The 19,786-nt window shown below is 63.3% G+C and carries 22 protein-coding genes; 3 read left to right on the top strand and 19 right to left on the bottom strand.

The features are described 5' to 3' along the window. Positions 1 to 435 precede the first annotated feature (435 nt). Positions 436 to 621 carry an alpha/beta fold hydrolase gene (locus tag C7411_RS37055; protein ID WP_133253665.1) on the bottom strand — a complete coding sequence of 62 codons (186 nt, stop codon included), beginning with the start codon at positions 619 to 621 and terminating at the stop codon, positions 436 to 438. A 307-nt stretch (positions 622 to 928) separates the two neighbouring features. Between C7411_RS37055 and C7411_RS38635 the strand changes: the two genes are divergently transcribed. Together C7411_RS38635 and C7411_RS17515 are read left to right on the top strand one after the other, a co-directional pair. Continuing rightward, on the top strand, positions 929 to 1,054 hold the full coding sequence (locus C7411_RS38635) for a hypothetical protein (protein ID WP_258365430.1): 126 nt from the start codon (positions 929 to 931) through the stop codon (positions 1,052 to 1,054). Between the two features lie 270 nt (positions 1,055 to 1,324). After that, on the top strand, positions 1,325 to 1,705 hold the full coding sequence (locus C7411_RS17515; protein ID WP_110385518.1) for a BON domain-containing protein: 381 nt from the start codon (positions 1,325 to 1,327) through the stop codon (positions 1,703 to 1,705). Between the two features lie 235 nt (positions 1,706 to 1,940). Here the strand turns inward: C7411_RS17515 and C7411_RS17510 are convergent, their stop codons facing one another. Beyond that, a complete protein-coding gene (locus C7411_RS17510; RefSeq protein ID WP_110385517.1) occupies positions 1,941 to 2,900 on the bottom strand; it encodes an aldo/keto reductase in 960 nt (319 codons plus the stop codon). A 170-nt stretch (positions 2,901 to 3,070) separates the two neighbouring features. Here C7411_RS17510 and C7411_RS17505 point away from each other — a divergent pair, with 170 nt between their 5' ends. Then, on the top strand, positions 3,071 to 3,997 hold the full coding sequence (locus C7411_RS17505) for an AraC family transcriptional regulator (RefSeq protein WP_110385516.1): 927 nt from the start codon (positions 3,071 to 3,073) through the stop codon (positions 3,995 to 3,997). A 3-nt stretch (positions 3,998 to 4,000) separates the two neighbouring features. Here C7411_RS17505 and C7411_RS17500 read toward each other — a convergent pair whose 3' ends face one another. From C7411_RS17500 to C7411_RS17420, 17 genes are all read right to left on the bottom strand, one after another. Further along, positions 4,001 to 4,297: a hypothetical protein gene (locus tag C7411_RS17500; protein WP_243413200.1), complete on the bottom strand. Its 297-nt coding sequence runs from the start codon at positions 4,295 to 4,297 to the stop codon at positions 4,001 to 4,003. A gap of 7 nt (positions 4,298 to 4,304) precedes the next feature. Further along, a complete protein-coding gene (locus tag C7411_RS17495; protein ID WP_110385514.1) occupies positions 4,305 to 5,084 on the bottom strand; it encodes a trans-sulfuration enzyme family protein in 780 nt (259 codons plus the stop codon). Further along, a complete protein-coding gene (locus tag C7411_RS37050; RefSeq protein WP_133253664.1) occupies positions 5,027 to 5,296 on the bottom strand; it encodes a hypothetical protein in 270 nt (89 codons plus the stop codon). The genes C7411_RS17495 and C7411_RS37050 overlap by 58 nt, the downstream gene beginning before the upstream one ends. Positions 5,297 to 5,885: 589 nt before the next feature. Then, complete coding sequence (locus C7411_RS17485; RefSeq protein ID WP_110385512.1) at positions 5,886 to 6,407, bottom strand: FAD-dependent oxidoreductase; 522 nt, start codon at positions 6,405 to 6,407, stop codon at positions 5,886 to 5,888. A gap of 17 nt (positions 6,408 to 6,424) precedes the next feature. Then, positions 6,425 to 6,829 carry a hypothetical protein gene (locus C7411_RS17480; protein WP_110385511.1) on the bottom strand — a complete coding sequence of 135 codons (405 nt, stop codon included), beginning with the start codon at positions 6,827 to 6,829 and terminating at the stop codon, positions 6,425 to 6,427. A 229-nt stretch (positions 6,830 to 7,058) separates the two neighbouring features. Continuing rightward, positions 7,059 to 8,264, bottom strand: a complete 1,206-nt coding sequence (locus tag C7411_RS17475; RefSeq protein ID WP_110385598.1) for a M20 aminoacylase family protein — start codon at positions 8,262 to 8,264, stop codon at positions 7,059 to 7,061. A 32-nt stretch (positions 8,265 to 8,296) separates the two neighbouring features. Then, on the bottom strand, positions 8,297 to 8,608 hold the full coding sequence (locus C7411_RS17470; protein ID WP_110385510.1) for an NIPSNAP family protein: 312 nt from the start codon (positions 8,606 to 8,608) through the stop codon (positions 8,297 to 8,299). Positions 8,609 to 8,660: 52 nt separating this feature from the next. Continuing rightward, positions 8,661 to 9,803, bottom strand: coding sequence for a porin (locus C7411_RS17465; RefSeq protein WP_110385509.1), 1,143 nt, complete (start codon positions 9,801 to 9,803; stop codon positions 8,661 to 8,663). 140 nt (positions 9,804 to 9,943) lie between these two features. Beyond that, the gene (locus C7411_RS17460; RefSeq protein ID WP_110385508.1) at positions 9,944 to 10,639 is read right to left on the bottom strand and encodes an SRPBCC family protein; all 696 of its coding nucleotides are present in this window, start codon (positions 10,637 to 10,639) and stop codon (positions 9,944 to 9,946) included. After that, entirely contained in the window at positions 10,636 to 11,547 is a 912-nt protein-coding gene (locus C7411_RS17455; RefSeq protein WP_110385507.1) for an NAD(P)-dependent oxidoreductase, read from the bottom strand. The genes C7411_RS17460 and C7411_RS17455 overlap by 4 nt, the downstream gene beginning before the upstream one ends. Before the next feature lie 45 nt (positions 11,548 to 11,592). Further along, the gene (locus C7411_RS17450) at positions 11,593 to 13,983 is read right to left on the bottom strand and encodes a xanthine dehydrogenase family protein molybdopterin-binding subunit (protein ID WP_110385506.1); all 2,391 of its coding nucleotides are present in this window, start codon (positions 13,981 to 13,983) and stop codon (positions 11,593 to 11,595) included. Next, a complete protein-coding gene (locus C7411_RS17445) occupies positions 13,976 to 14,464 on the bottom strand; it encodes a (2Fe-2S)-binding protein (protein ID WP_110385505.1) in 489 nt (162 codons plus the stop codon). Before C7411_RS17445 ends, C7411_RS17450 begins: the two co-directional genes overlap by 8 nt. 6 nt (positions 14,465 to 14,470) lie before the next feature. Further along, a complete protein-coding gene (locus C7411_RS17440; RefSeq protein WP_110385504.1) occupies positions 14,471 to 15,343 on the bottom strand; it encodes an FAD binding domain-containing protein in 873 nt (290 codons plus the stop codon). Continuing rightward, positions 15,340 to 16,485, bottom strand: coding sequence for an ABC transporter ATP-binding protein (locus C7411_RS17435; RefSeq protein ID WP_110385503.1), 1,146 nt, complete (start codon positions 16,483 to 16,485; stop codon positions 15,340 to 15,342). Before C7411_RS17435 ends, C7411_RS17440 begins: the two co-directional genes overlap by 4 nt. A gap of 9 nt (positions 16,486 to 16,494) precedes the next feature. After that, positions 16,495 to 17,379, bottom strand: a complete 885-nt coding sequence (locus C7411_RS17430; protein WP_221206671.1) for a carbohydrate ABC transporter permease — start codon at positions 17,377 to 17,379, stop codon at positions 16,495 to 16,497. Further along, a complete protein-coding gene (locus C7411_RS17425; RefSeq protein ID WP_110385502.1) occupies positions 17,379 to 18,326 on the bottom strand; it encodes a carbohydrate ABC transporter permease in 948 nt (315 codons plus the stop codon). The genes C7411_RS17430 and C7411_RS17425 overlap by 1 nt, the downstream gene beginning before the upstream one ends. A gap of 10 nt (positions 18,327 to 18,336) precedes the next feature. Continuing rightward, positions 18,337 to 19,671, bottom strand: a complete 1,335-nt coding sequence (locus C7411_RS17420; protein ID WP_110385501.1) for an extracellular solute-binding protein — start codon at positions 19,669 to 19,671, stop codon at positions 18,337 to 18,339. Between the last annotated feature and the right edge of the window lie 115 nt (positions 19,672 to 19,786).

The raw sequence follows: 19,786 nt of genomic DNA, 5'->3' as shown, positions 1-19,786 counted from the left end.
ATACGCATAATCAGGTCGTCAGATTATGAAACCGGTTCCATCGGCAAGTCCAGTCTCTTGATAAAAATTTCATCACAGTGATAGCAATGTGACGATATCCGTCAGATCGTATATTTTCTCGACCACTCCGCAGGCCTGCGACCGTACCCGAGCAGACCGGAAAGCAGAATGAAATATAACTGTCGGGATGCGATTATTAATCGAAGAGGTGCGCGATCCATCGACAATGTGTCCGTCGCGGAAACCGGCAGCGATACTGCCAGGCGATCAAGGCCGCAGACACACGACAATTTGATTGAAGCAGCGCCTGCAGCCGCGATGAAGCTATCCTGAACGCTTCACCACCGCTGGCGCCGAGCGCTCCCCAGCGACAATGGAGTCGCAGGTGGGACAGTGATCCCGTCACTCGTTTCCTGCGCAAGTCGCCGCCGCGATTCAATGCGCCTGGGGGCCAGCCTGTTCGAGTGTCTGCCCTGACTCGAGAATCCGAGCGTCGAGATAGACAAGATGCCTGATCTTTTCTGGAATACGATAGACGGTACCGGAAGCTGATGGTCCGCCAAAACTGTTTCCGACCAGAACGACATTCGATAGTTCTTCAGCGTCGACGATCAAATTCACAATATCCAGTCCTTCCTGAACAATTCGTTTTGCCGACCACCGGCGTTACGGCGATTGAAGCCTGGCAGTGCCGCGGTTGAGCAAGGCAGCCAGAATAAAGGCACAAAGAAGCCGCAGCTTCCAACGTCTCTCTAATCACCTGCTGCTTGAATTCTTGCGCGTACGTGCGATGGGGATGGGCTCGCCCCCTGCGTTCGACATGACTGACTGGCTCCGTCAATCTAAACGCGCTCATCATGCGTTGGAAAAATCAACATCGAGAAGCGGTCAGACCGAGCCGCTTACATCCAAATGAACGGATATCGTATTGAACGCGGTGGTTCAGCACGCTGCGGGCGGCGCTCATGCGGACATTTACAACGGCGTGGTGGCGCAGCAGTCGAGCGGCGTGAATCAGGTGGCCGTGCATACCGGCTTGCGGCATCGTTTTTGAAAAGAACGCCGGTATCACTTAGTCGTCCATGCACCGCGCGCTTCACCTGCCTGTTCCTCCGATGCGGAGGAACCCAGACTGATCTCCAGTATTGCGATCCTGCAAAAGAGCTTTCCAATACAACGTGTTGATCCAGAAAATTGACCCGGAGATGATGGCTTTCGCCGCGGTGCGATACGCCCGCCGTCGGCAATTGAGTCCGGGCGCGCGAGCTTGAGTTCGTCATGCCCGGCCGTCGCTGCACTTTGCTTATACTTGGGAATAGGGAAAATGAGATCGAACAGCTGGTTGAGTGCAGTAGCTATTGCGGTGTTGTTTGCTTCCGCAAGCTATGCGTATGCACAAGAAAGTGGCGTGGCAACGATCCCGCCGATAGCATCCGCATCAAAGGCCGCTCCTTCCACAAAGGCACAACGCAAAGCGCAACATCAGGCAAACCGCAAGCTGGAGAAGTCGGTGCGAAATGCTCTCGTACACACCGATGGTTTGCAGATGTACAACGTCAATGTCCTCGCGCGGAACGGGAGGGTTGATCTTGTTGGATCGGTACCCGATGAAGCCCAGATTCAGCGCGCCGGCGACGTGGCGAGAGCCGTCCCGGGGGTCGTCTCACTGAACAACGCGCTGCATATTCGCGTTGCCGGGCATTAGCCGGACTGGCACGGGTGGGTGACGATCGAATACCGGCTTCCGGAAAACGCACTGAATATAGCTCGCCTGCAACCGCCGCGAAGCAGCGGAGATGTCGCAATTCCATCTTCATCCGCCTTACAGATCACGCGCTCTCACACAACCTGCCCCCCGCGACCGGGAAGCGGTAGACCGAATACATGCTGTCCCGCAGCCCGCTCCGAACGGTATTCCGAGGACTTGGGACAGCGGAGCTTCAGACTGACATCTCCTGTTCCCACCAGCCACGGGTGTTCACGTTAGCGCCGTCGGCGAGAGCTTCCAGCTCTGCGATTTCGTCTGTGGTGAGCATGATGCTGCTGACTCTGACCAGACTATCAACATGTTGGGGTTTGGTAACGCCGATGATAGGCGTCGTTCCCTTGGCGATAGCCCAGGCCGTCGCGACATCGGCCGCTGCCGCACCCCACTTCTGACCGATCGAGGCGAGCTTGTCCGTCAGGGCCTTTAGCTGAGACAGCATGCCATTGTAAGTCTTCGCCCGGTTGCTGCCTTCCGGCAACGGGCTCTCCGGACTGTACTTGCCGCTCAGGGCACCCTGTTCAAGCACCATATAAGCAAAGAATGGGATGCCGTGGTTGCGGCAGTAGTCCAGGATGCCAGCGTGCTCAGAACTGCGGTAGAGGAGGCTATAGTGGTTCTGGATGGCTTCGACCCGGAACCCGGCTTCTCCGAGAATCTGGTTGGCGAGTTCGATTTCGCCCAGGTTGTGATTCGAAACGCCGACATGTTTGACCTTCCCGCTTTTCAGCAACTGGATCAGGTGCGGAGTCCATCGCGCCACATCCGCCGGATTGTGAATCCAGTAAAGGTCGATGTAGTCAGTGCCGAGGCGGGCCAGGCTCTGCTCCAGCATGTCTGCGACCGGATCGTCGGCCGTCCCCGCGGCCTGTGGGGTGAACTTCGTGGAAAGCTGGTAGTCGCTGCGCGGGAAACGCTTCATCACTTCCCCGAGGACAGCCTCCGAACGGCCCATGCCGTACACAACGGCGGTGTCCCAGAGGCTGAACCCGGCCGCATGCGCCTTGTCGGCGACCTCTTCGAGACCAGCCTGAGTGAGGCTGCTGCCGAAGTAGCCATTACCAGTCTCGCCGCTGTCGCCCCAGGCCCATGTGCCCAGTGCGACCGTGGGGATCTTCAGATTGTCGGTTGTCATGTTTGCTCCATATGGTTTCGGGACCAGGTTTGCTGTGACCAGGGCACCGCTGACACTGTGATGCGCGCCGCCGCCGAACGGTTAGCCTGATCCGCCGGGATTGCTGCCCAATCCTCCAGAAGCCGCGGTTCACATTGCCGCGCTTCCGCGCTCGTGCGATAGTCCGTCTCATGGAAACACTAGCGGAAATTGCAGCAATAATTGCCCGGAACGTCTCGAAGGATGGTTTCCACGCCACCCCGATCGAACATGTGACGCTTGTCCGATCCTCCACGGTGACGATGCCGATGCCGAGTGTTTACCGGCCGCAACTGTGCCTCGTCGCGCAGGGACGCAAAGAAGTCACGCTGGGCGACCGCGTCTTCAGATACGCACCGGGACGCTATGGGGTCGTGACGTACGACCTGCCGGCAATAGGCCAAGTGGTTGAGGCGACGCCTGACAAGCCCTACCTGTGCCTGTACCTCGATTTCGATCCGGTCATGCTGGGAGACCTGGCATTGCGCGTGCCGCCGCCCCCTGGAGTGCCACCCCTGCCCGTAGGCAAGACGGTGTCCGACGCCAGCGCCGGTCTGCTCGACGCGGCGCTTCGCCTGCTGCGCCTGCTCGACGACCCGGCCGCGTTGCCCGTGCTCGGGCCGCTTGCCGAGCAGGAAATTCTCTATCGCCTGCTCGCTGGCCCCGACAGCGCGAGGATGCGTCACATCACCTCCAGCCAGGGGCGCGTGGCCCTGGTCGGCCGCGCCATCGCATGGATCGGGAAGCACTTCCGCGAACGGTTCAGCATCGAGCAGCTTGCCGCCGAAGCAGGCATGAGTCCGTCGAGCCTGCACGAACATTTCCGCGCCGTGACGGCGATGACGCCGCTGCAATTCCAGAAGCAGCTCAGGTTGCAGGACGCGCGCAGCCTGATGCTGGTTCATGACGTCGACGTCACTACCGCCGCCTTCCGCGTGGGTTACGAAAGCCCAACGCAGTTCAGTCGTGAATATCGCCGCCACTTCGGAGAACCGCCGGCGCGCGATATCGCCCGCTTGCGCGCTTCGCCGGACCTGGCAGTCGCGCTGAACGGCTATGGACGTCAAGCGAGTCTCTGACCGCTACGCATTGATTGATACGGTGGCGTGCTTTGGTTGGTCATCATTCGGTGGACCTTCAAAGGCCAGACCGGAGATGAGCGGATCAACGGCTGCAGCGCCTGCAATAAATCGTCGATCCAATCTTTGCTGTCTTCGAGCCCAACCGACAAACGCAGCAATCCGGCCGGCAACCCATAGGCCGCCGAGCAGCATCGGCACGATGCCACCGCGAGCGTGCAAGTCAAGCATACGCCGCTCCGGCAAGTTCATACGATCTTCATTATCCGTTCGTTCGCCAACCCCAGTCGTCGTGCCCATGCCGCGCTCACTCCAACGCCTGTTCGATATCGGCGATCAGGTCGCCCGTCTCTTCGATGCCTGAACAGATTCGCACCATGCCGAAGCTCAACCCCATCTGGGCGAGCCGCTCCCCGGAAAGCCGGTTGTCGAAGAACGACGCAGGCTGCAGGACCGTGGAGTTGATGCCGCCCAGTCCGCCCGAATGCGTCGGTATTTTTAGCTGCTCGATGAAGCGGTGCGCCGCGTCATACCCGTTCCGAAGCTCGAACGTCACGACACCGCCGAAGCCGCTCATCTGGCGTTTCGCCAGTTCGTGCTGCGGATGCGATTCGAGGCCCGGATAGTAGACCGCCTTCACTGCGGGATGCCGTTCGAGGCAGGCCGCAATCGCGTGACCGTTTGCATTGTGCTGCTTCATCCGCAATCCGAGTGTCCGGATGCCGCGTAGCGCAAGCCAGGTATTGAACGGCGCGCCCACGGCGCCGGTGGTATAGCTGGTGTCCCAGATACGTTCGACGAGTTCCCGCGATCCGGTCACGCAGCCGGCCATCAGGTCGTTGTGACCGCCGATGTATTTCGTCACGCTATGAACCACGATATCGATACCGGATTCGTGAGGCCGCTGGTTGACCGGCGTGGCCAGGGTGTTGTCCGCCACCGTGACGATGCCCTTCGCTTTCGCCATGTCCGCGATTGCCTTCAGGTCCGTCAGATGCAGCAACGGATTGGACGGCGTTTCGATGTAAATCAGTTTGGTATGCCTGGTGATTGCGCGCTCGAACGCGTCGACGGACGTTTGCGCCATGACTTTGGCGAAGCGCGCGCTGGTCGGGTTGTGCGGCGCGTATAGCTCATGCCGGTCAACGGGCGGGTCAATTCGGCCTTGTGTTCGTCGTTCAGAAAGACATAGCCGACCGATTGATGCAGGTCGGCGGAGATGCCGAGTTCTTCCGAGTAATCTCGGTCCGTGAGGATAGCCACAGTGGACGGCGCCAGGTGGTCGAGCGACGGGTTCATGTTCTTTCCTTGACTGAAAGTGGTCAGTGGAAAGTCTAGGTATAGTGACGCTTTGCGTAAACGGACGGCACCGCCGATCTCATGGCCGGTTCAATGCGCGCGGAGATTCGGCGCCGTACCACACTGGCGAGCACGGTCCTTGGAAGAACCACGTGTCTCAACGATCCCGACGCGATTCATCTCTGGCTACCGCTGACACGAGACGACGCGCAACGGGCTCATGCGATGTGCGCCGGCGCAGGCGTCACCGTCACGACGCCGTCCCGCGTCACGGTCGATCCCGACGCGGCGTCGAGCGGACTACTACGCCTGTGCATCGGTGCGGCACCGCTGCCGGCGCTCGAAGAGGCTTTGATCAAAGTGAGCAACATCCTTCAGTCCATACGCTGCGCACCGGTCTCTCACGCGGACGTGTAGCTGCTCAGATAGCCGCAAGCGTGATAACAGCGTGGGCAAGGGGCACATTGCCCTCATCGCCAATCGATATGCCAGCATGGGCCACGCGCCTTGAGCGCGGTTGTCAACCGCTCGCGGCAATCCAGATTCGTGCGTCGAGATGGGATGGCCGGCCGCGTGCAAACAGGCAGAATCAGTGCACGGCAAACATCTCGACGACACTGCAGGGTGCGTGCTCGCCAAAAAACCGTACATGATTTCGCGCTGTCTGACGGGCAACGAATGGACTTCGAGGGAACAAGGCGTCCTCGTACTTCTCAAGTGCGGCCTCGAGATCGCCGCGATTTTCACACAACGCTTTTCCCAGCTCCGCACCGTCATACATTGCGAGATTGGCACCTTCTCCGGCGAAGGGAGACATGAGGTGGGCCGCATCACCCACGAGGGTAACGCCTGGGACACGCTGCCATTTGTGATCAACCGGAAGGGCATAGATCGATCGCACTGTTGGCTCAGCATCGCATTCCAGGATCAATGTTCTCAACGAAGGCGCCCATCCTTCAAATTCCGCTGCAATCTGTACGAGTGCGGCAGGCCGGTTGCTGAAATCAAGCGCGTCTATCCACGTTTCCGACTTCTGCAGCGCGACGTAACTGCGGACGGTCCCGTTTGCATGTTGATGCGCGAGAATTCCCCTCCCCGGCTCAACTGCCATGAGCGTTCCAGGGCCGATCAGCTCTGCGGTTGCCCTCCGTCGCGGCTCGTCGACGGACGACGCTGCGTCGCCATTGACATTTTCTCTCTGCGGGCCGAAGCATTGGCGGCAGTTAGCGACGGCAGGCCGATACCGCTCATCCCCATTCCCCGGGAAAGGCAGAGCGATGTTCGTGCGCGGTGCTGACCAAATCGACGCCGCGCGCCGGCAGGATGCCGGGGAAGTCGCGCAATCCCGCCTGCCGCATCCAGCGACAAGCTTTCGCCGCCGTTAATTTTGCAGCGGCCATCAAGAGCAAAATGCCATGATGGACCATGCACGGTGGTCAGCCGTTCGCCGTCGAAACCGAAGGCGTTCGCGTGCGTATCTGCGCTAGCAATCGTCACCGTCCCGGCAATATGACCGCCGTCATGCAGCGCCATGATCGACCCGGACGGACGGACGCGGCGACGAACCCCACGTTAGCACCACAGTCTAGAGCCAGACGGCGCGCCCCGATGCGAGCCAGTGCACCGCCGTCTCAATCACTTCGCATTCCGCGTCCCGCATGCGCGCGTCCCCTTCATCCCCGTTATTCGCCGCACACTGCCAACCTCCATCGTGCTACGTGCCGGCCCGTTCGTACCTGCCTCATCATAATCAACATCGCGCTCAGACGACACTGGACTCCGCCCCATCGCGATCGGCTGTTGCGCGCTCCGGCGCCGCGTCGAACGCCTTTACCACGTTGACCCAGTACGATGCGCCGATCGCAAGCGCGTCGTCATTGAAGTCGTAGTGCGGGTTGTGTAACGGCGCACCGCGCTGCGCTTCGGCGGGGTCAACGCCAAGCCAGACATACGCGCCGGGTTTAGCCTGCGCGAGGTACGCGAAGTCCTCAGAGGCCATCGACGGCTCGCAGTCGAATGTCACCGCGTCGTCACCGACCGTGGCGCATGCCGCGTCGCGGGCGATGTACGCGGCCGTCGCGGCGTTGATGGTCGCCGGGTAGCCGTCATGGTGACGAATCACCGTTTCGGCCCCATGCGTACGCGCCGTCCCCGCGGCGATCTCATCGATCAACGCGCGAACGCTCAAACGTACGTCCGGTGCGAAACAGCGTACGGTGCCACGAATCACCGCGCTGTCCGGCAACACATTCCACGCTTCTCCGCCGTGAATCTGCGTCACGCTAACGACGGCCGCCACTTTTGGCGAGAGCCTGCGGCTTACGATCGTCTGCAGTGCGACCACCACATGGCTCGCACAGACGAGCGCATCGACGCCCTCCTCTGGCATGGCCGCATGTGCGCCGCGACCGTCGACATGGATTTCGAACGTATCGAACGACGCCATCATCGCACCGGGGTTTAGCGCAATCCGGCCGAGCGGCAGTCCCGGCCAGTTGTGCAGGCCAAATACCGCGTCACACGGGAAACGCTCGAACAGCCCATCTTCGATCATCACCCGTCCGCCGCCGGCTATTTCTTCGGCTGGCTGGAAAATCAGGTGCACAGTGCCGCGCCAGTCAGGGTCGCGCGAGAGCAACGCGGCTGCACCGAGCAGCATCGCGGTATGGCCGTCGTGCCCGCACGCGTGCATCCTGCCTTCGTGGCGAGAGCGGTGCTCGCAGATGTTCGCTTCGGAGATAGGTAGCGCGTCCATGTCCGCGCGCAACGCCAGCGCAGGTCCAGCGCCGCGCGTCAATGTGCCAACCACCCCGGTGCGGCCGATCCCCTCGTGAACGCTCCAGCCGAATTCGCGCAGCGTGGCTGCAACAAGGTTCGCCGTCGCCACTTCTTCGAAAGCGGTCTCCGGATGCCGGTGAAGATGGCGGCGCCACGCGATCATGTGCGCAAGCAGTTGTCTGTCAATCATCGTGCTCATTCCTCGTAGGGAGTATCGCCGCGTCACAGAACGGGGCAGAATGCGGCCGGCGCAAGAAACACCGACTCCTGATGCACCAGATACGGCAGGATGCGCGGCGTGAACGCGAGCCAGTCGGCATCGGCGCCAAGCTTCGAGCGCTGTGCCACACGATGTGCGTAGTCGTCGTAGGCCCAGCAGAACACCACCGAGTTCAGCGTGCCGGAATCCTTCGTCCAGCAGCCGACCAGCCGCGCATAGCGCGTGATGATGTCGAGGCCTTCCCGCTCGTAGATCTCGAGAAACTCAGGCACTTTGCCCGGCAAGATCGTATAGGTACGCATTTCTACCAGCATGATTTGTCATCCTCAATAATTTCGGCCGGCCTGTTCTGACCAGCCTGGCGTATCAGAAGTTGTGCCGAATGCCGATTCGCACCGCCACCTGGTTCGCTGTCGACGAAGGAGTGAGATAGGTCAGATCCGCAACCGCCGCGTGGCCCGTCGAATCGGTACCGCTCGCGTGCTGCCAGGCGGCCACGAGGTAAGTGAACGTGCGCTTGGAGAAGACGTACTGCGCTCCCGCGCCGACCTGGTTGTAGTGCGCTTCGCGCCCAGACGTATAGTCGTAAGTAATGCCGCCGATTATTGCAGGCGTGAAACTGTGCGCGACGAACGCCTCATATGACGCGATCGTTGCGGAACCGGCAAACGCCGTGCTTGCGGTCGCGACTGCATTGTGGAATGAGGTGTTCGTATAGACAGCGCCCAACGTCGTGGTGCCGAGCACATAATTCGCACCGGCCCCGAACGTGCGCATGGTACGCGCAGTCGCATAGCCACTGTAGATGGGGCTCGCTACGGGGTTCGCGAACGCGGCACCCGGCGTCGCGCCGCCAGCGCCGTCGAAACGTGCGACCGCCGGATTGTTCACCTGCAGGAACGCCGCCCCCACGTGCAGCGGGCCTCTCGCATAGTTCAGCCCGAAACCGACCTGCTGCGACGTGCCGATCGCGCCGGGTACGCCGCCGAAGCTGTAGAGCGCTCCCGCCGACATCCCATGAAATGTCGGGCTCACATACTTGGCCGTGTTGCTGACCGGATACGTGCCCCAAACGCCGTCGACGTCGCCGGCGTGCGAAGTCAGGGAGCCACCGAACAACTGGGCCGACGTCAGCGACTGCAGGTTCGTCACCATGAAGTCGTACTGACGGCCCAGAGTGAGCGTGCCGTAGCGGTCGCTCGCCAGACCCATATACGACTGGCGGCCGAACATGCGTCCGTTGTAGCCGAGTTTGCCGCTGTTCATGTCGAAGCCGCTCTCCAGGCGGAAGACCGCTGCAAGGCCGCCGCCGAGGTCTTCGTGGCCGAGAAGACCAAACTTGCTGCCCCCAAGTCCACCACTGAATGTCTGATAGGCGGCGTGCCCGGACTGGTTGTTCGTGTAGGTGATGCTGTCGTCGGCGACACCGTACAGCGTTACGCTGCTTTGCGCGAACGTGGCGGTCGATGCGCCCCATAATGTGATCAGTACTACTATATGACATTTCATCGCTAACCTCATGGAAAGTCCAATGGAATGGAAACCTCGAAACTGCGATACTCCAACGGCAAATTCGCACTGCACCGGCGGTGACGGCGTAAAGCCTCCGCCGGCAATCCTGCATCCGTGTTTCGCGTCTCGACTGCGCGCTAAGTCAGATGACCGGCGAGAAACCCGATCAGGAGCCCGGCGCCGCCCGCCACGGCACCGATGGCCCATACGGGCCATCCGCGCGATGGAAAGGAGGCGCGCGCGGCATTGCTCGATCGGGCCGGCGCCCCCGCCGATGACGCGGGCGGCAAGGACGCAGCGGCGGCTCGTGCCGTGCCCTCTTGCGTGTCCTGCACCCGGGCGGCGTGCTGGCTCTCCACCGATGAACCGATCCCAGCGTCATTTCCGGACATCTGCTCGACGTGCGCGCGCAGCGCGCCGAAGAACGCGTCGAGATTCTTCGCCGCAGCCGACTGGATCAACCGCGCGCCCACACTCATCAGTTTGCCGCCGATCTCGACGTCGGCGTCGTAGTGCAGCGCGGTCGTCGCCTCGTCCAGCGCCTCGAGCCGCACACGCGCAGTCACCCTGGCGAAGCCGGCCGGGCCGGCGTTGCCGTAGCCCACGATTGTGTATGCGCGCGGCGGTTCGAGATCGAGCAGCTCGACATTGCCTCGAAACGTCGCGACGGCGGGCCCCACGCGTACCTGCAGCGTCGATTCGAAGTGCCGCTCGTCGAGCATTGCGAGCGAGCGGCAGCCAGGCAGCGTCGCCTGCAGCACGGCCGGGTCGTTGAGCGCGGCCCAGACCGTATCCGGGGATACGGGCAGCGTGTACTGGTCGGCAAGTTTCATTGCCCGGCCTCCGCGTTGCGCGGCACAGCCGCGTCGTACAGCGAGAACAGAGCCTGGGTGCCGCTGCGCGCGTGGCCGGCGTCCGCGAGTTCGCGATAAAGCCGTCGGGCCAGCTCCAGCGCCGGCAGATCGCCGCCCATCGCGGCAACCTCCTCGGAGGCGATCCGCATGTCCTTCAGAAAGTGCTCGACGAAGAAGCCGGGCGCGTAGTCTGCGCGCGCGATCTTCGGCCCAAGGTTGTTCAGCAGGAATCCCCCCGCCGCGCCGCCGCCTATCGCCCCGAGGACGGTCGGCGCGTCGAGCCCGGCGCGCTGGGCATAGGCGAGGCCCTCGCAGACACCCAGCATCGTCGCCGCGATTACGATCTGGTTGCACAGCTTCGCGTGCTGGCCCGCGCCGGCGCCGCCCAGGTGCACGATGTTCGCGCCGAGGCAGCGCAAAACCGGCGTCGCGCGTTCAAGCGCCTCCGCCTCGCCGCCGACCATGATCGACAATCTGCCCTCTCGCGCGCCCACGTCGCCGCCCGATACCGGGGCGTCGAGCATCGCGATACCGCGGGCGGCGGCGAACGCGCAGAGCTCGCTCGCGAGCGCCGGGCTCGATGTCGTCATGTCGATCAGCACCGCACCCTCGCGTGCGTTCGCGATCAGCCCAAATTCGCCCTCGTAAAGCGCGCGCACATCGTCAGGCATGCCCACGATCGAGATCACGATGTCCGCCTGCTTCGCCAGCGCAGCCGGCGTGTCATGCCAGTGTGCGCCCGCCGCGACAAGCGCGTCCGCCTTCGAGCGCGTACGGTTATAGACGTGCAGCGGGTAGCCACCCGCCGCAATTCGCGCCGCCATCGCGCCGCCCATGATGCCGAGTCCGATGAAACCCACGGCCGGCAGTGTTACAGCTTGTGTCATGTCATTTCGTCCATTGTGTCGATCGAAAAGTGATCTCGATCAGGTTCAGTCGCCTCGTGTTCGCGCAGTCCGCCCGCGCAGCAGATCGCGCATTGCCATCGGCGTGAGCGGATGCTGCCAGGCCACCACCTGAAACGGAGCGAGCGCGTCGTTCACGGCGTTCGTCAACGCGCCGAGCGCGCCCATCACGCCGCCTTCGGCCATGCCCTTGATGCCAGCTGCCGTTGTACGGTTCGGCGTATGCATCGGGATGATCTCGATGTTCGGCAGCTCGGTCGCGGTTGCGATCAGGTACTCTGCAAGCGAGCCGGTCGTGTTCTGGCCAGTCTCGTCGTACACGACGTGTTCGAAGAGCGCACCGGACAGACCCATGGAGATCGCGCCGTGCTGCTGGCCCTCGACGACGGTCGGGTTCAACAGCGTGCCGCAATCCTCTGCGACCACATAGCGCGCGACCCTGATCGCGCCGGTCGCGACGTCGACTTCCACTTCGCAGGCGTGCGCAGAGTTCGAGTACGTCATCGCTGGCGGATCGTAGGCCAGATGGAACTCCAGGCCCGGCGTGAGGCCGGCCGGCAGCGACGTCGGATCCAGGTAGGCCGACTGGGCGATGTCCGCGAGCGTCAGGCCAGTCTCGCGCCACAGCGGGTGCCCCGCAGTGGTGTTGCCACCACCGCAGTATTCGATGCGGCCGTCGATCATGCGAAGCGACTGCACGCTGACGTCGAGCCGCGCAGCCGCGATCGCCAACACCTTGTGGCGCGCCTCCCGTGCGCACAGGTACAGCGCGCCGCCGCCAGCGGTGCCGCTGCGCGCGCCACGGCTGCCCATGCCGTATGGAGCGATGTCGGTATGGCCCATGTGGATGCGAACGCGCGCGGGCTCAACCCCCAATCCTTCGGCAACCGCGTTCGCCATCGCACTCTCGTAGCCCTGCCCGCTCGGACCGAGCCCGACTGATGCGTTCACCATGCCGCCCGGTTCGATGCGCACCCAGCTCGCCTCATGCCCCGAACCCGGAATGCCAGACGCCTTGTAGAAGCGCGAGCCGTAAGTGGTGGGCTCGACGACGTTGCACAGCCCAAGACCGAGATAGTGGCCGCGCATGCGCGCGTCCCGCTGTCGCATACGAAATGCTTCATAGTCGATCGCGCGCAGTACGCCTTCGAACGTTTCGCCCGGCGTGATGTCCTCAAGACGCTCACCGGTCGGCGTGCGGTACGGCAGCTCGTGCGGCGCAATCAGGTTGCGCCGTCGCACCTCGACCGGATCGAGACCGAGTTCGCGCGCAATCGCCTCCATCGTGCCTTCCATCACCCAGCTCGTGATCGACATCGGCGCGCGCATCGGCGCATTACCGCATTTGTTGCTCAGCGCGATTTTCACGTCGTATGCATAGTCACTGATCCGATACGGCCCCGTAACGATCATCGCAACGACGCGCGCCAGATAATTCGCCGGAAAGAAGCAGTACGCGCCGAAGTCCTCGCGCAATTCGAGCGTCAGCGAGAGAAGCGTTCCGTGCGCATCGACGGCCGCACGCGTGCGGCAGAAGTCTTCGCGCGAGTTGGCAGCAGCCGTCAGGTTTTCGAGCCGATCCTCGCGCCAGCGCACCGGGCGACGCAACTCACGAGCCAGCGCGGCAACGGTCAGTTCCTCGCGATACAGCGCGATCTTCTGCCCAAACGAGCCGCCGACGTCCGGAGAGATGACCGTGACCTGCGATTCATCGAGCAAGAGCCGCGTCGCGAGTTGCGTGCGCAGCGGATGCGGTACCTGGGTGCCGACATGGAACGTCAGATGCCCGCGGCCTGCATCCCACACCGCCGCGCAACCGCGCGTCTCGATCGGCACGTGCGTTTGCCGCTGCTGGCTGAAATGGGCTTCGACGACACGATGCGCCCGCGCCTCGGCCGCGGCGGGATCGCCTGCGGTGAACACCTGATGCGACACGAGGTTGCCGTACACCATCGGATCGACCTGCGGCGCACCGGGTTCGAGAGCCTGCCACATGTCGGTGACAGCCGGCAGCGCCTCGTATTCGACCAGCACGCGCTCGGCTGCATCCTCCGCGATGTAACGGTCCCGCGCGACGACGCAAGCGACGGGATCGCCCTGGAAGCGCGCGACCGCAGTGGGCAGCGTTTCGATCTCGACAGGCACGAGACCTTCGATCGGTGGCGCCATGCGCAGCGGTGCAGTCCATTGCGCGAGGTCGCGGCCGGTAACTACCGCGACGACGCCATGCAACGCCAGCGCATCGCTCGCGTCGATCGAGACGATCCGCGCGTGCGCGTGGGGCGAGCGCACGAAGCACGCGTGCAGCGCGCCAGGAATCGCGACGTCGTCGACATAGCGGCCGCGGCCCGTGACGAGCCGCCGGTCCTCGGTTCGCCGCGTCGGGCGGTTCAGGTAGCGGAAGTCCGGCTCAGACATCGGTCGCCTCCTCGCGCAGACGCGCCGCCGCTTCCAGCACGGCACGCACGATATTCTGATAGCCCGTGCAGCGGCAAAGATTGCCGGACAGCACATCGCGCACCTGGGTCTCGGTGGGCGCGGGGTTCTCGCGCAGATACGCATCGAACGTCATCACGATGCCCGGCGTACAAAAGCCGCACTGTAGCCCGTGGTGGTCGCTCAGCGCCTGCTGCAATGTGGACAGGCGGTCGGCGTCACCGATGGACTCGATCGTACTCAGCGGCACGTTTTCTACCTGCGCTGCGTAGATAAGGCATGCGCGCACCGGCCGCCCTGCGACCTGCACTGTGCACGCGCCGCAGACGCCGTGTTCGCATCCCACATGCGTGCCGGTAAGCCCGCAGTCTTCACGCAGCACGTCCGACAACAGCTTGCGTGGCTCGCAACACACCTCGTGCCGTTCACCATTCACTTCGAGTTGAATCAGGATTTTTTTCATACGGGTTCAGACTTCGTTCAGGGCCCGCCGAATCGCACGCGCCAGTGCGCGCGCGCTCAGCGCTTCGACAAGTTCGAGACGGTACGCGGCCGGGATGCCCGGCTGGGGCACAGGCTCAACACTGGCCGCGACGCTTGCGGCAATGCGCGCGACGACCGCCGCATCCGCTCGCGCGCCGACGAACCCGGCCGCGACCTCGTCGAGCGCAAGCGGCGCGTCCGCGACGCCGCCCACGCCAAGCCGCAGCGCGTCGAAATGTCCATCGGACACGCTGACCGTCACCGCGCAGGCGGCGATCGCAAAGTCGCCGTGACGGCGGCAGAAGAGTTCGAACGCATGACCCTCGCCAGCACGCGCGCACGGAAAGCTCACCGCGGTCACGATCTCGTCCGCGTCGAGCGTCGTGCTCATTGCGGCCAGGACGAAATCAGCTGCGGCGATCTCGCGCGCGCCGCCGGGACCAACGACGTCGATGCGCGCATCGAGCGTGCGCGCAACGAGCGGCAACTGCGCGGCCGGATCGGCGTGAGCGAGGCTGCCCCCCAGCGTTCCGCGCTGGCGAATTGCGTAATGCCCGATCGTCGCCGCAACCTCAGCGAGCAACGGGCACGCGTGCGCGACGAGCGGATCGGTTGCAAGCGTGTGGTGACGCGTAAGTGCGCCCACGCGCAGCGCGCCCTGCTCGCGACGCACGCCATCGAGCCCGGCGATGCCGTTCAGGTCGACGAGATGCATGGGCTGCGCGAAGCGCATGTTCATCATCGGCGCGAGCGACTGCCCCCCCGCGATCACCTTCGCATCGAATCCATGCTCCACGAGCAACGCGATCGCTTCGTCGAGCGAGCGCGGACGGTAGTACGAAAACGCGGCAGGTTTCATGGCAGCAACGCCAGATTCATGCCGCTCGCCTGATCGAACAGGTGCAGCCGGCAACGGTTCAACGGAATGGCCACGCGCTCACCCATCGCGAAGCGGCGCTCCTTGCCCGCGCGGAAATACATCAGCTGCGAAGCCGGGCGCGCACCCTTCTGCGTGCTCGCATCCCCGCCAACGTCGATGCCGATAAACTGGTCGGAGCCGACCGGGAGCAGCGAGCAGATCTCGCCGCTAATCGTGCACGCATCGTCCGCCGGCTGCTCATCGACGTCCTCGGCACGAATGCCGACCGATACGCGCTGGCCGGCGCGCTGCGCCAGCCGTTTGCGCACATCGTCAGCCAGCACGAGCGTGAAGTCGCTGCCGCGGCTGCGAAACAGTACGCCGCCTGTACCGTCGGCCTCGAGCGCCCCTTCGACAAAGTTGATCGGCGGGCTGCCGAGAAAATTCGCGACGAAACGATTGGCCGGTCGCTCGTAGATGTCGTCGGGCGAGCCAAGCTGCTGCACGACGCCTTCGCGCATCACCACGATGCGGTCCGCAAGCGTCAGCGCTTCGGCCTGGTCGTGCGTCACATAGACGAAGGTCGTGCGCATCGACTGATGCAGGGCCTTGATGCCCGCGCGCATGGACACGCGTAGTGCCGCGTCGAGATTCGAGAGGGGCTCGTCCATGAGGAATACCGCCGGCTGCCGGACCATCGCGCGGCCAAGCGCGACGCGTTGGCGCTGACCGCCCGATAGTTGCACGGGGCGGCGCTCCAGAAGGTGCTCTATCTCGAGCGAACGCGCAGCGGCCCGCACGCGCACGTCGATCTCGTCGCGCGAATGGCGCCTCATGCGCAGCCCGAACGCGATATTCTCGTAGACATTCTTGTGCGGATAGAGCGCATAGCTCTGGAACACCATCGCGACGTCACGTCGGTGCGCCGGCACCGAGTTGACCTCGACGTCGTCAAAGCGCAGGCTTCCTTCGGTCACTTCCTCCAGACCGGCAATCATGTTGAGCGTCGTCGACTTGCCGCAGCCGGACGGCCCGAGCAGTACCAGAAACTCGCGATCGCGAATCTGCAGGTTCAGGTTTTCCAGCGCGACATGCCCGTTGGCATAGCGCTTGGCGACTTCGTGAAATTCGATCTGGGCCATGTCGGCTCCTTATCCCTTGACCGCGCCGGCGGTGAGGCCCGACACGATGTAACGCTCGAACATCACCGCGATCGCCACGGGCGGCACGATCGCGACGACGCCCGCCGCGTTGATGAACGAAAAACTTGTCGTGAAATCAGAGGTGAATGACGCGACGATGATCGGTACGGTCTGGGAAGCCGCTGTCTGCGTGAACATCAGTGCGAACAGAAACTCGTTCCAGCTCGTGAGGAATGTGAACAGGATCACCGCGACGAGCGCCGGCAGCGCAAGCGGCAGGAACACGCGTACGAGCGCGCCGAAGCGCGAACAGCCGTCCACGCGCGCCGCCTTGTCGAGCTCGTCGGGCAGCCCTTCAAAATAGCTGAGCAGCATGAACACGCTGAACGGAACCGTGACCGCGAGGTACGTGATGATCAGTGCACCGACGCTGTCGAGCAGCCCGAGTTTGCGCACGAACAGGAAGAACGGCACGACGAGCGCGATGTCCGGAATCACGCGTGTCGCCAGCATGAAATAGACCGACAGGTTGCGGCCGACATAGCGGATCTTCGCCATCGCGTAGGCGGCCGGCACGCTGACCGCGAGGTTCAGCACGACAACCGCGCACGCGACGACGAGACTGTTGCGCAGCGCCGGCAGCAGGTACAGCGCAGTCGATGGCACGAACGCGGCATCGGCGGGCAGCGTGCCGAGCCCGGCCTGAACGATTGCGCGAAAGCTCGCGAGCGTCGGCGGATGAGGGATCCAGTGCGGCGGAATCGACGTGATGTCGGCTTCGCGCTGCAACGCCGACGACAGCAGCCACGCGACCGGACCGAGTACGTATGCGAGCAGCAGCACTGACGCAGCAAAAAGCGCCGCGCGGCGCACGAAAATCGGGGACAGGATCATCAGAGCCTCCGGCCAAGCAGGCGGATCACGCCATAGGCCATCGCGAACGTGGCGAGCGCAAGGACATACGCGAGTGCGGCCCCGCTGCCGAAAGACAGCTTGCGGAACGTTTCGACATACACGTGCCACGCGAGCACGTGCGACGCATCGGCCGGACCGCCTTCGGTCAGAATGAAGAACAGGTCGAAGTGGCGCACCGCAGTCATCGCTTCGTAGATCGTCACGAGCATGAAGCCCGGGCGCAGCGCAGGCAGTGTCACATGCACGAAGCGCCGCAGGAGCGTCGCGCCGTCCACGCGCGCGGCGGCGTACAGGTCAGCGGGGATCGACTTGAGCGTGACAAGCAGCAGGATCGTCGCGAGCGGCACTTCCTTCCACACGAACGCATTGACGATCAGCGCAAGCGTACGATGCGTATCGCCAAGCCATACCGTGTAGCGATGGATCAGGCCGAGTTGCAGCAGCACACCGTTCAGCGCGCCGTACCCCGAGTCGTAGATCCACTTCCACATGAGGCCGTCGACGACGTACGGAATCGCCCAGGGAATGAGCAGCGCCGTCGACAACAGCCGTCGGCCGCGGAACTCCCGGTTCAGTAGCAGCGCGGCAGGCGTTGCGATCAGCATGATTGCGACAACCGATGTGATCGTGAACACCGCCGTGCGCCCGACTGCGGCCCAGAAGTCCGGATCCTGGAAGATCGCGGCGTAGTTGCCCAGCCCGACAAACGTCACGTGCATACGCGTGAGCCGGATGTCGAACAGGCTGGTCCAGAGCGAATACAGGATCGGAAACACTGCGACGGCAATCAGCACGGCCAGCATCGGAGCGAGTAACAGCAGTGCACTACGCTGGTCTGTAGCAGACACCGCGTGGCGAGCCAGCCAGCCGCGCGGCGTGCGAACCGGCGCGGTGGGCGGTGCAGGATGTGGAAAGGGGATGCTCATGGCTGCTCCGTCAGGCACTGCGCGAGAGTTCGGTCCACTTCGCCGCGGCCGTCTTCAGTGCATCTGTCACACTCGAACGGCCGAGAATTGCGGCCTGCCACGCGGTACTGTTCGCCTCGTCCCACTCGCCGAACCAGCGCGCGATCACGTCCTTGCGCCGCGCGAGGTCCTGTTGCTTCTGGAACATCGCAAAATCGCCGTACTTCTCGTACGCAGCACGCACCTCGGGGTCATTGAACAGCGACTTCACGCCGAATGCCGTGCCGGTGTCGAGGAACATCGCCTTCTGGAATGCATACTGCCCCCCGAACTTGCCGCCGAACGCCTCGATCAGTCGCGCGGCGTTCGCCGCGCGCGCCTTGTCGCCAGCCGCGGCCGCGCTCATGGCATGCATACGCATCCATGCGACGGTCGCATGAGAGCCGTTCGGTCCGGCGGGCATCAGCGCGTGACGGATACGACCGGCCACGTGTGACTGACGCGGATCGTTCAACGCCTGGATCCGGTAGCGCGGCAACAGCGCGAACGCGTGATTGCCGGACGCGACCGCCTTGAAACCGTTCAACTCTCCCAGCTCGACGCACGCCGGCGAGACGATGCGGTGCTTGTTGACCGCGTCGACAACCCACTGCAGCGCGCTCATCGCGCCGTGACGGGGATCATCCATTACCGCATGCCCGCTGTCGTCGACGAAACGGCCCCCGTGAGAGAACACCAGTGACGACATGAACTCGATCGTCCAGCTCTCGTGGGCCATCGACAGCATCAGCGGATAGTTGGACAGCCCCATCTGCCGGATCTTCAGGGACTGCGAAACCAGTTCGTCCCATGTCGCGGGCGGCTCGCTGAAACCGGCCTTTTGCAGTATCTCCGCATCGTAAAGAAATGCCATGTAGTCGGTGTAATACGTCATGCCGTACTGACGGCCCTTGTAACGCGCCGACTGCACGCAGAAGTCCTGCACGTCAGCGTTGTAGCGCATCAGTTCCGGCCGGCTGTCGATCGGCGCGATCCAGCCCGCGTCCGCCCACTCGGGCAGCCAGCCGTCGGACACCCACAGCGCGTCGATCGGCGCCTGCCCGACAAACTTCGTGACCATCGCCTCGCGGTACTGGGCAAACGGCAGGTTGTTGTAGTTGACCGCAAGTCCAGTGGCCTTCTGGAACGCGGCGAGCTGGCGGCGCACCGTATCGACCCCGGCAGACCACGTGTACAGGTTGAGCGCTTCGGCTGCGCCCGCGCGCCGCACACCAGCCGTCAGACCGGCTGCCGCGATGCACGACATCGAACAGAACTGCAGAAAACGGCGCCGACTGCTTCCTTCGAATTCCCCCACTTCGTTCATGAATGCGCTCCAGGACTCTGCCTCAACGGCGTTTGCGACGACAGGGACGGCCGGGAAAACCGACCGCATTGGAGCGAACCATATTGGCTTCAAAATAAATCGTCAACTGACGACT

Origin of the sequence: Paraburkholderia silvatlantica (assembly GCF_003096715.1) — a bacterium.
In the GTDB taxonomy this organism is placed as follows: domain Bacteria; phylum Pseudomonadota; class Gammaproteobacteria; order Burkholderiales; family Burkholderiaceae; genus Paraburkholderia; species Paraburkholderia silvatlantica.
Note: the sequence above shows the minus strand (reverse complement) of the source record. Positions and strands in the feature narration are given on the sequence as shown.

What these genes read in the sequence shown, in the direction of transcription:
- C7411_RS17515 (WP_110385518.1), top strand. Translation starts at nt 1,325, where the DNA reads ATGAGATCGAACAGCTGGTTGAGTGCAGTAGCTATTGCGGTGTTGTTT.
- C7411_RS17510 (WP_110385517.1), bottom strand. Translation starts at nt 2,900, where the DNA reads ATGACAACCGACAATCTGAAGATCCCCACGGTCGCACTGGGCACATGG.
- C7411_RS17505 (WP_110385516.1), top strand. Translation starts at nt 3,071, where the DNA reads ATGGAAACACTAGCGGAAATTGCAGCAATAATTGCCCGGAACGTCTCG.
- C7411_RS17500 (WP_243413200.1), bottom strand. Translation starts at nt 4,297, where the DNA reads ATGGGCACGACGACTGGGGTTGGCGAACGAACGGATAATGAAGATCGT.
- C7411_RS17495 (WP_110385514.1), bottom strand. Translation starts at nt 5,084, where the DNA reads ATGGCGCAAACGTCCGTCGACGCGTTCGAGCGCGCAATCACCAGGCAT.
- C7411_RS37050 (WP_133253664.1), bottom strand. Translation starts at nt 5,296, where the DNA reads ATGAACCCGTCGCTCGACCACCTGGCGCCGTCCACTGTGGCTATCCTC.
- C7411_RS17485 (WP_110385512.1), bottom strand. Translation starts at nt 6,407, where the DNA reads ATGGCAGTTGAGCCGGGGAGGGGAATTCTCGCGCATCAACATGCAAAC.
- C7411_RS17480 (WP_110385511.1), bottom strand. Translation starts at nt 6,829, where the DNA reads ATGGCGCTGCATGACGGCGGTCATATTGCCGGGACGGTGACGATTGCT.
- C7411_RS17475 (WP_110385598.1), bottom strand. Translation starts at nt 8,264, where the DNA reads ATGATTGACAGACAACTGCTTGCGCACATGATCGCGTGGCGCCGCCAT.
- C7411_RS17470 (WP_110385510.1), bottom strand. Translation starts at nt 8,608, where the DNA reads ATGCTGGTAGAAATGCGTACCTATACGATCTTGCCGGGCAAAGTGCCT.
- C7411_RS17465 (WP_110385509.1), bottom strand. Translation starts at nt 9,803, where the DNA reads ATGAAATGTCATATAGTAGTACTGATCACATTATGGGGCGCATCGACC.
- C7411_RS17460 (WP_110385508.1), bottom strand. Translation starts at nt 10,639, where the DNA reads ATGAAACTTGCCGACCAGTACACGCTGCCCGTATCCCCGGATACGGTC.
- C7411_RS17455 (WP_110385507.1), bottom strand. Translation starts at nt 11,547, where the DNA reads ATGACACAAGCTGTAACACTGCCGGCCGTGGGTTTCATCGGACTCGGC.
- C7411_RS17450 (WP_110385506.1), bottom strand. Translation starts at nt 13,983, where the DNA reads ATGTCTGAGCCGGACTTCCGCTACCTGAACCGCCCGACGCGGCGAACC.
- C7411_RS17445 (WP_110385505.1), bottom strand. Translation starts at nt 14,464, where the DNA reads ATGAAAAAAATCCTGATTCAACTCGAAGTGAATGGTGAACGGCACGAG.
- C7411_RS17440 (WP_110385504.1), bottom strand. Translation starts at nt 15,343, where the DNA reads ATGAAACCTGCCGCGTTTTCGTACTACCGTCCGCGCTCGCTCGACGAA.
- C7411_RS17435 (WP_110385503.1), bottom strand. Translation starts at nt 16,485, where the DNA reads ATGGCCCAGATCGAATTTCACGAAGTCGCCAAGCGCTATGCCAACGGG.
- C7411_RS17430 (WP_221206671.1), bottom strand. Translation starts at nt 17,379, where the DNA reads ATGATCCTGTCCCCGATTTTCGTGCGCCGCGCGGCGCTTTTTGCTGCG.
- C7411_RS17425 (WP_110385502.1), bottom strand. Translation starts at nt 18,326, where the DNA reads ATGAGCATCCCCTTTCCACATCCTGCACCGCCCACCGCGCCGGTTCGC.
- C7411_RS17420 (WP_110385501.1), bottom strand. Translation starts at nt 19,671, where the DNA reads ATGAACGAAGTGGGGGAATTCGAAGGAAGCAGTCGGCGCCGTTTTCTG.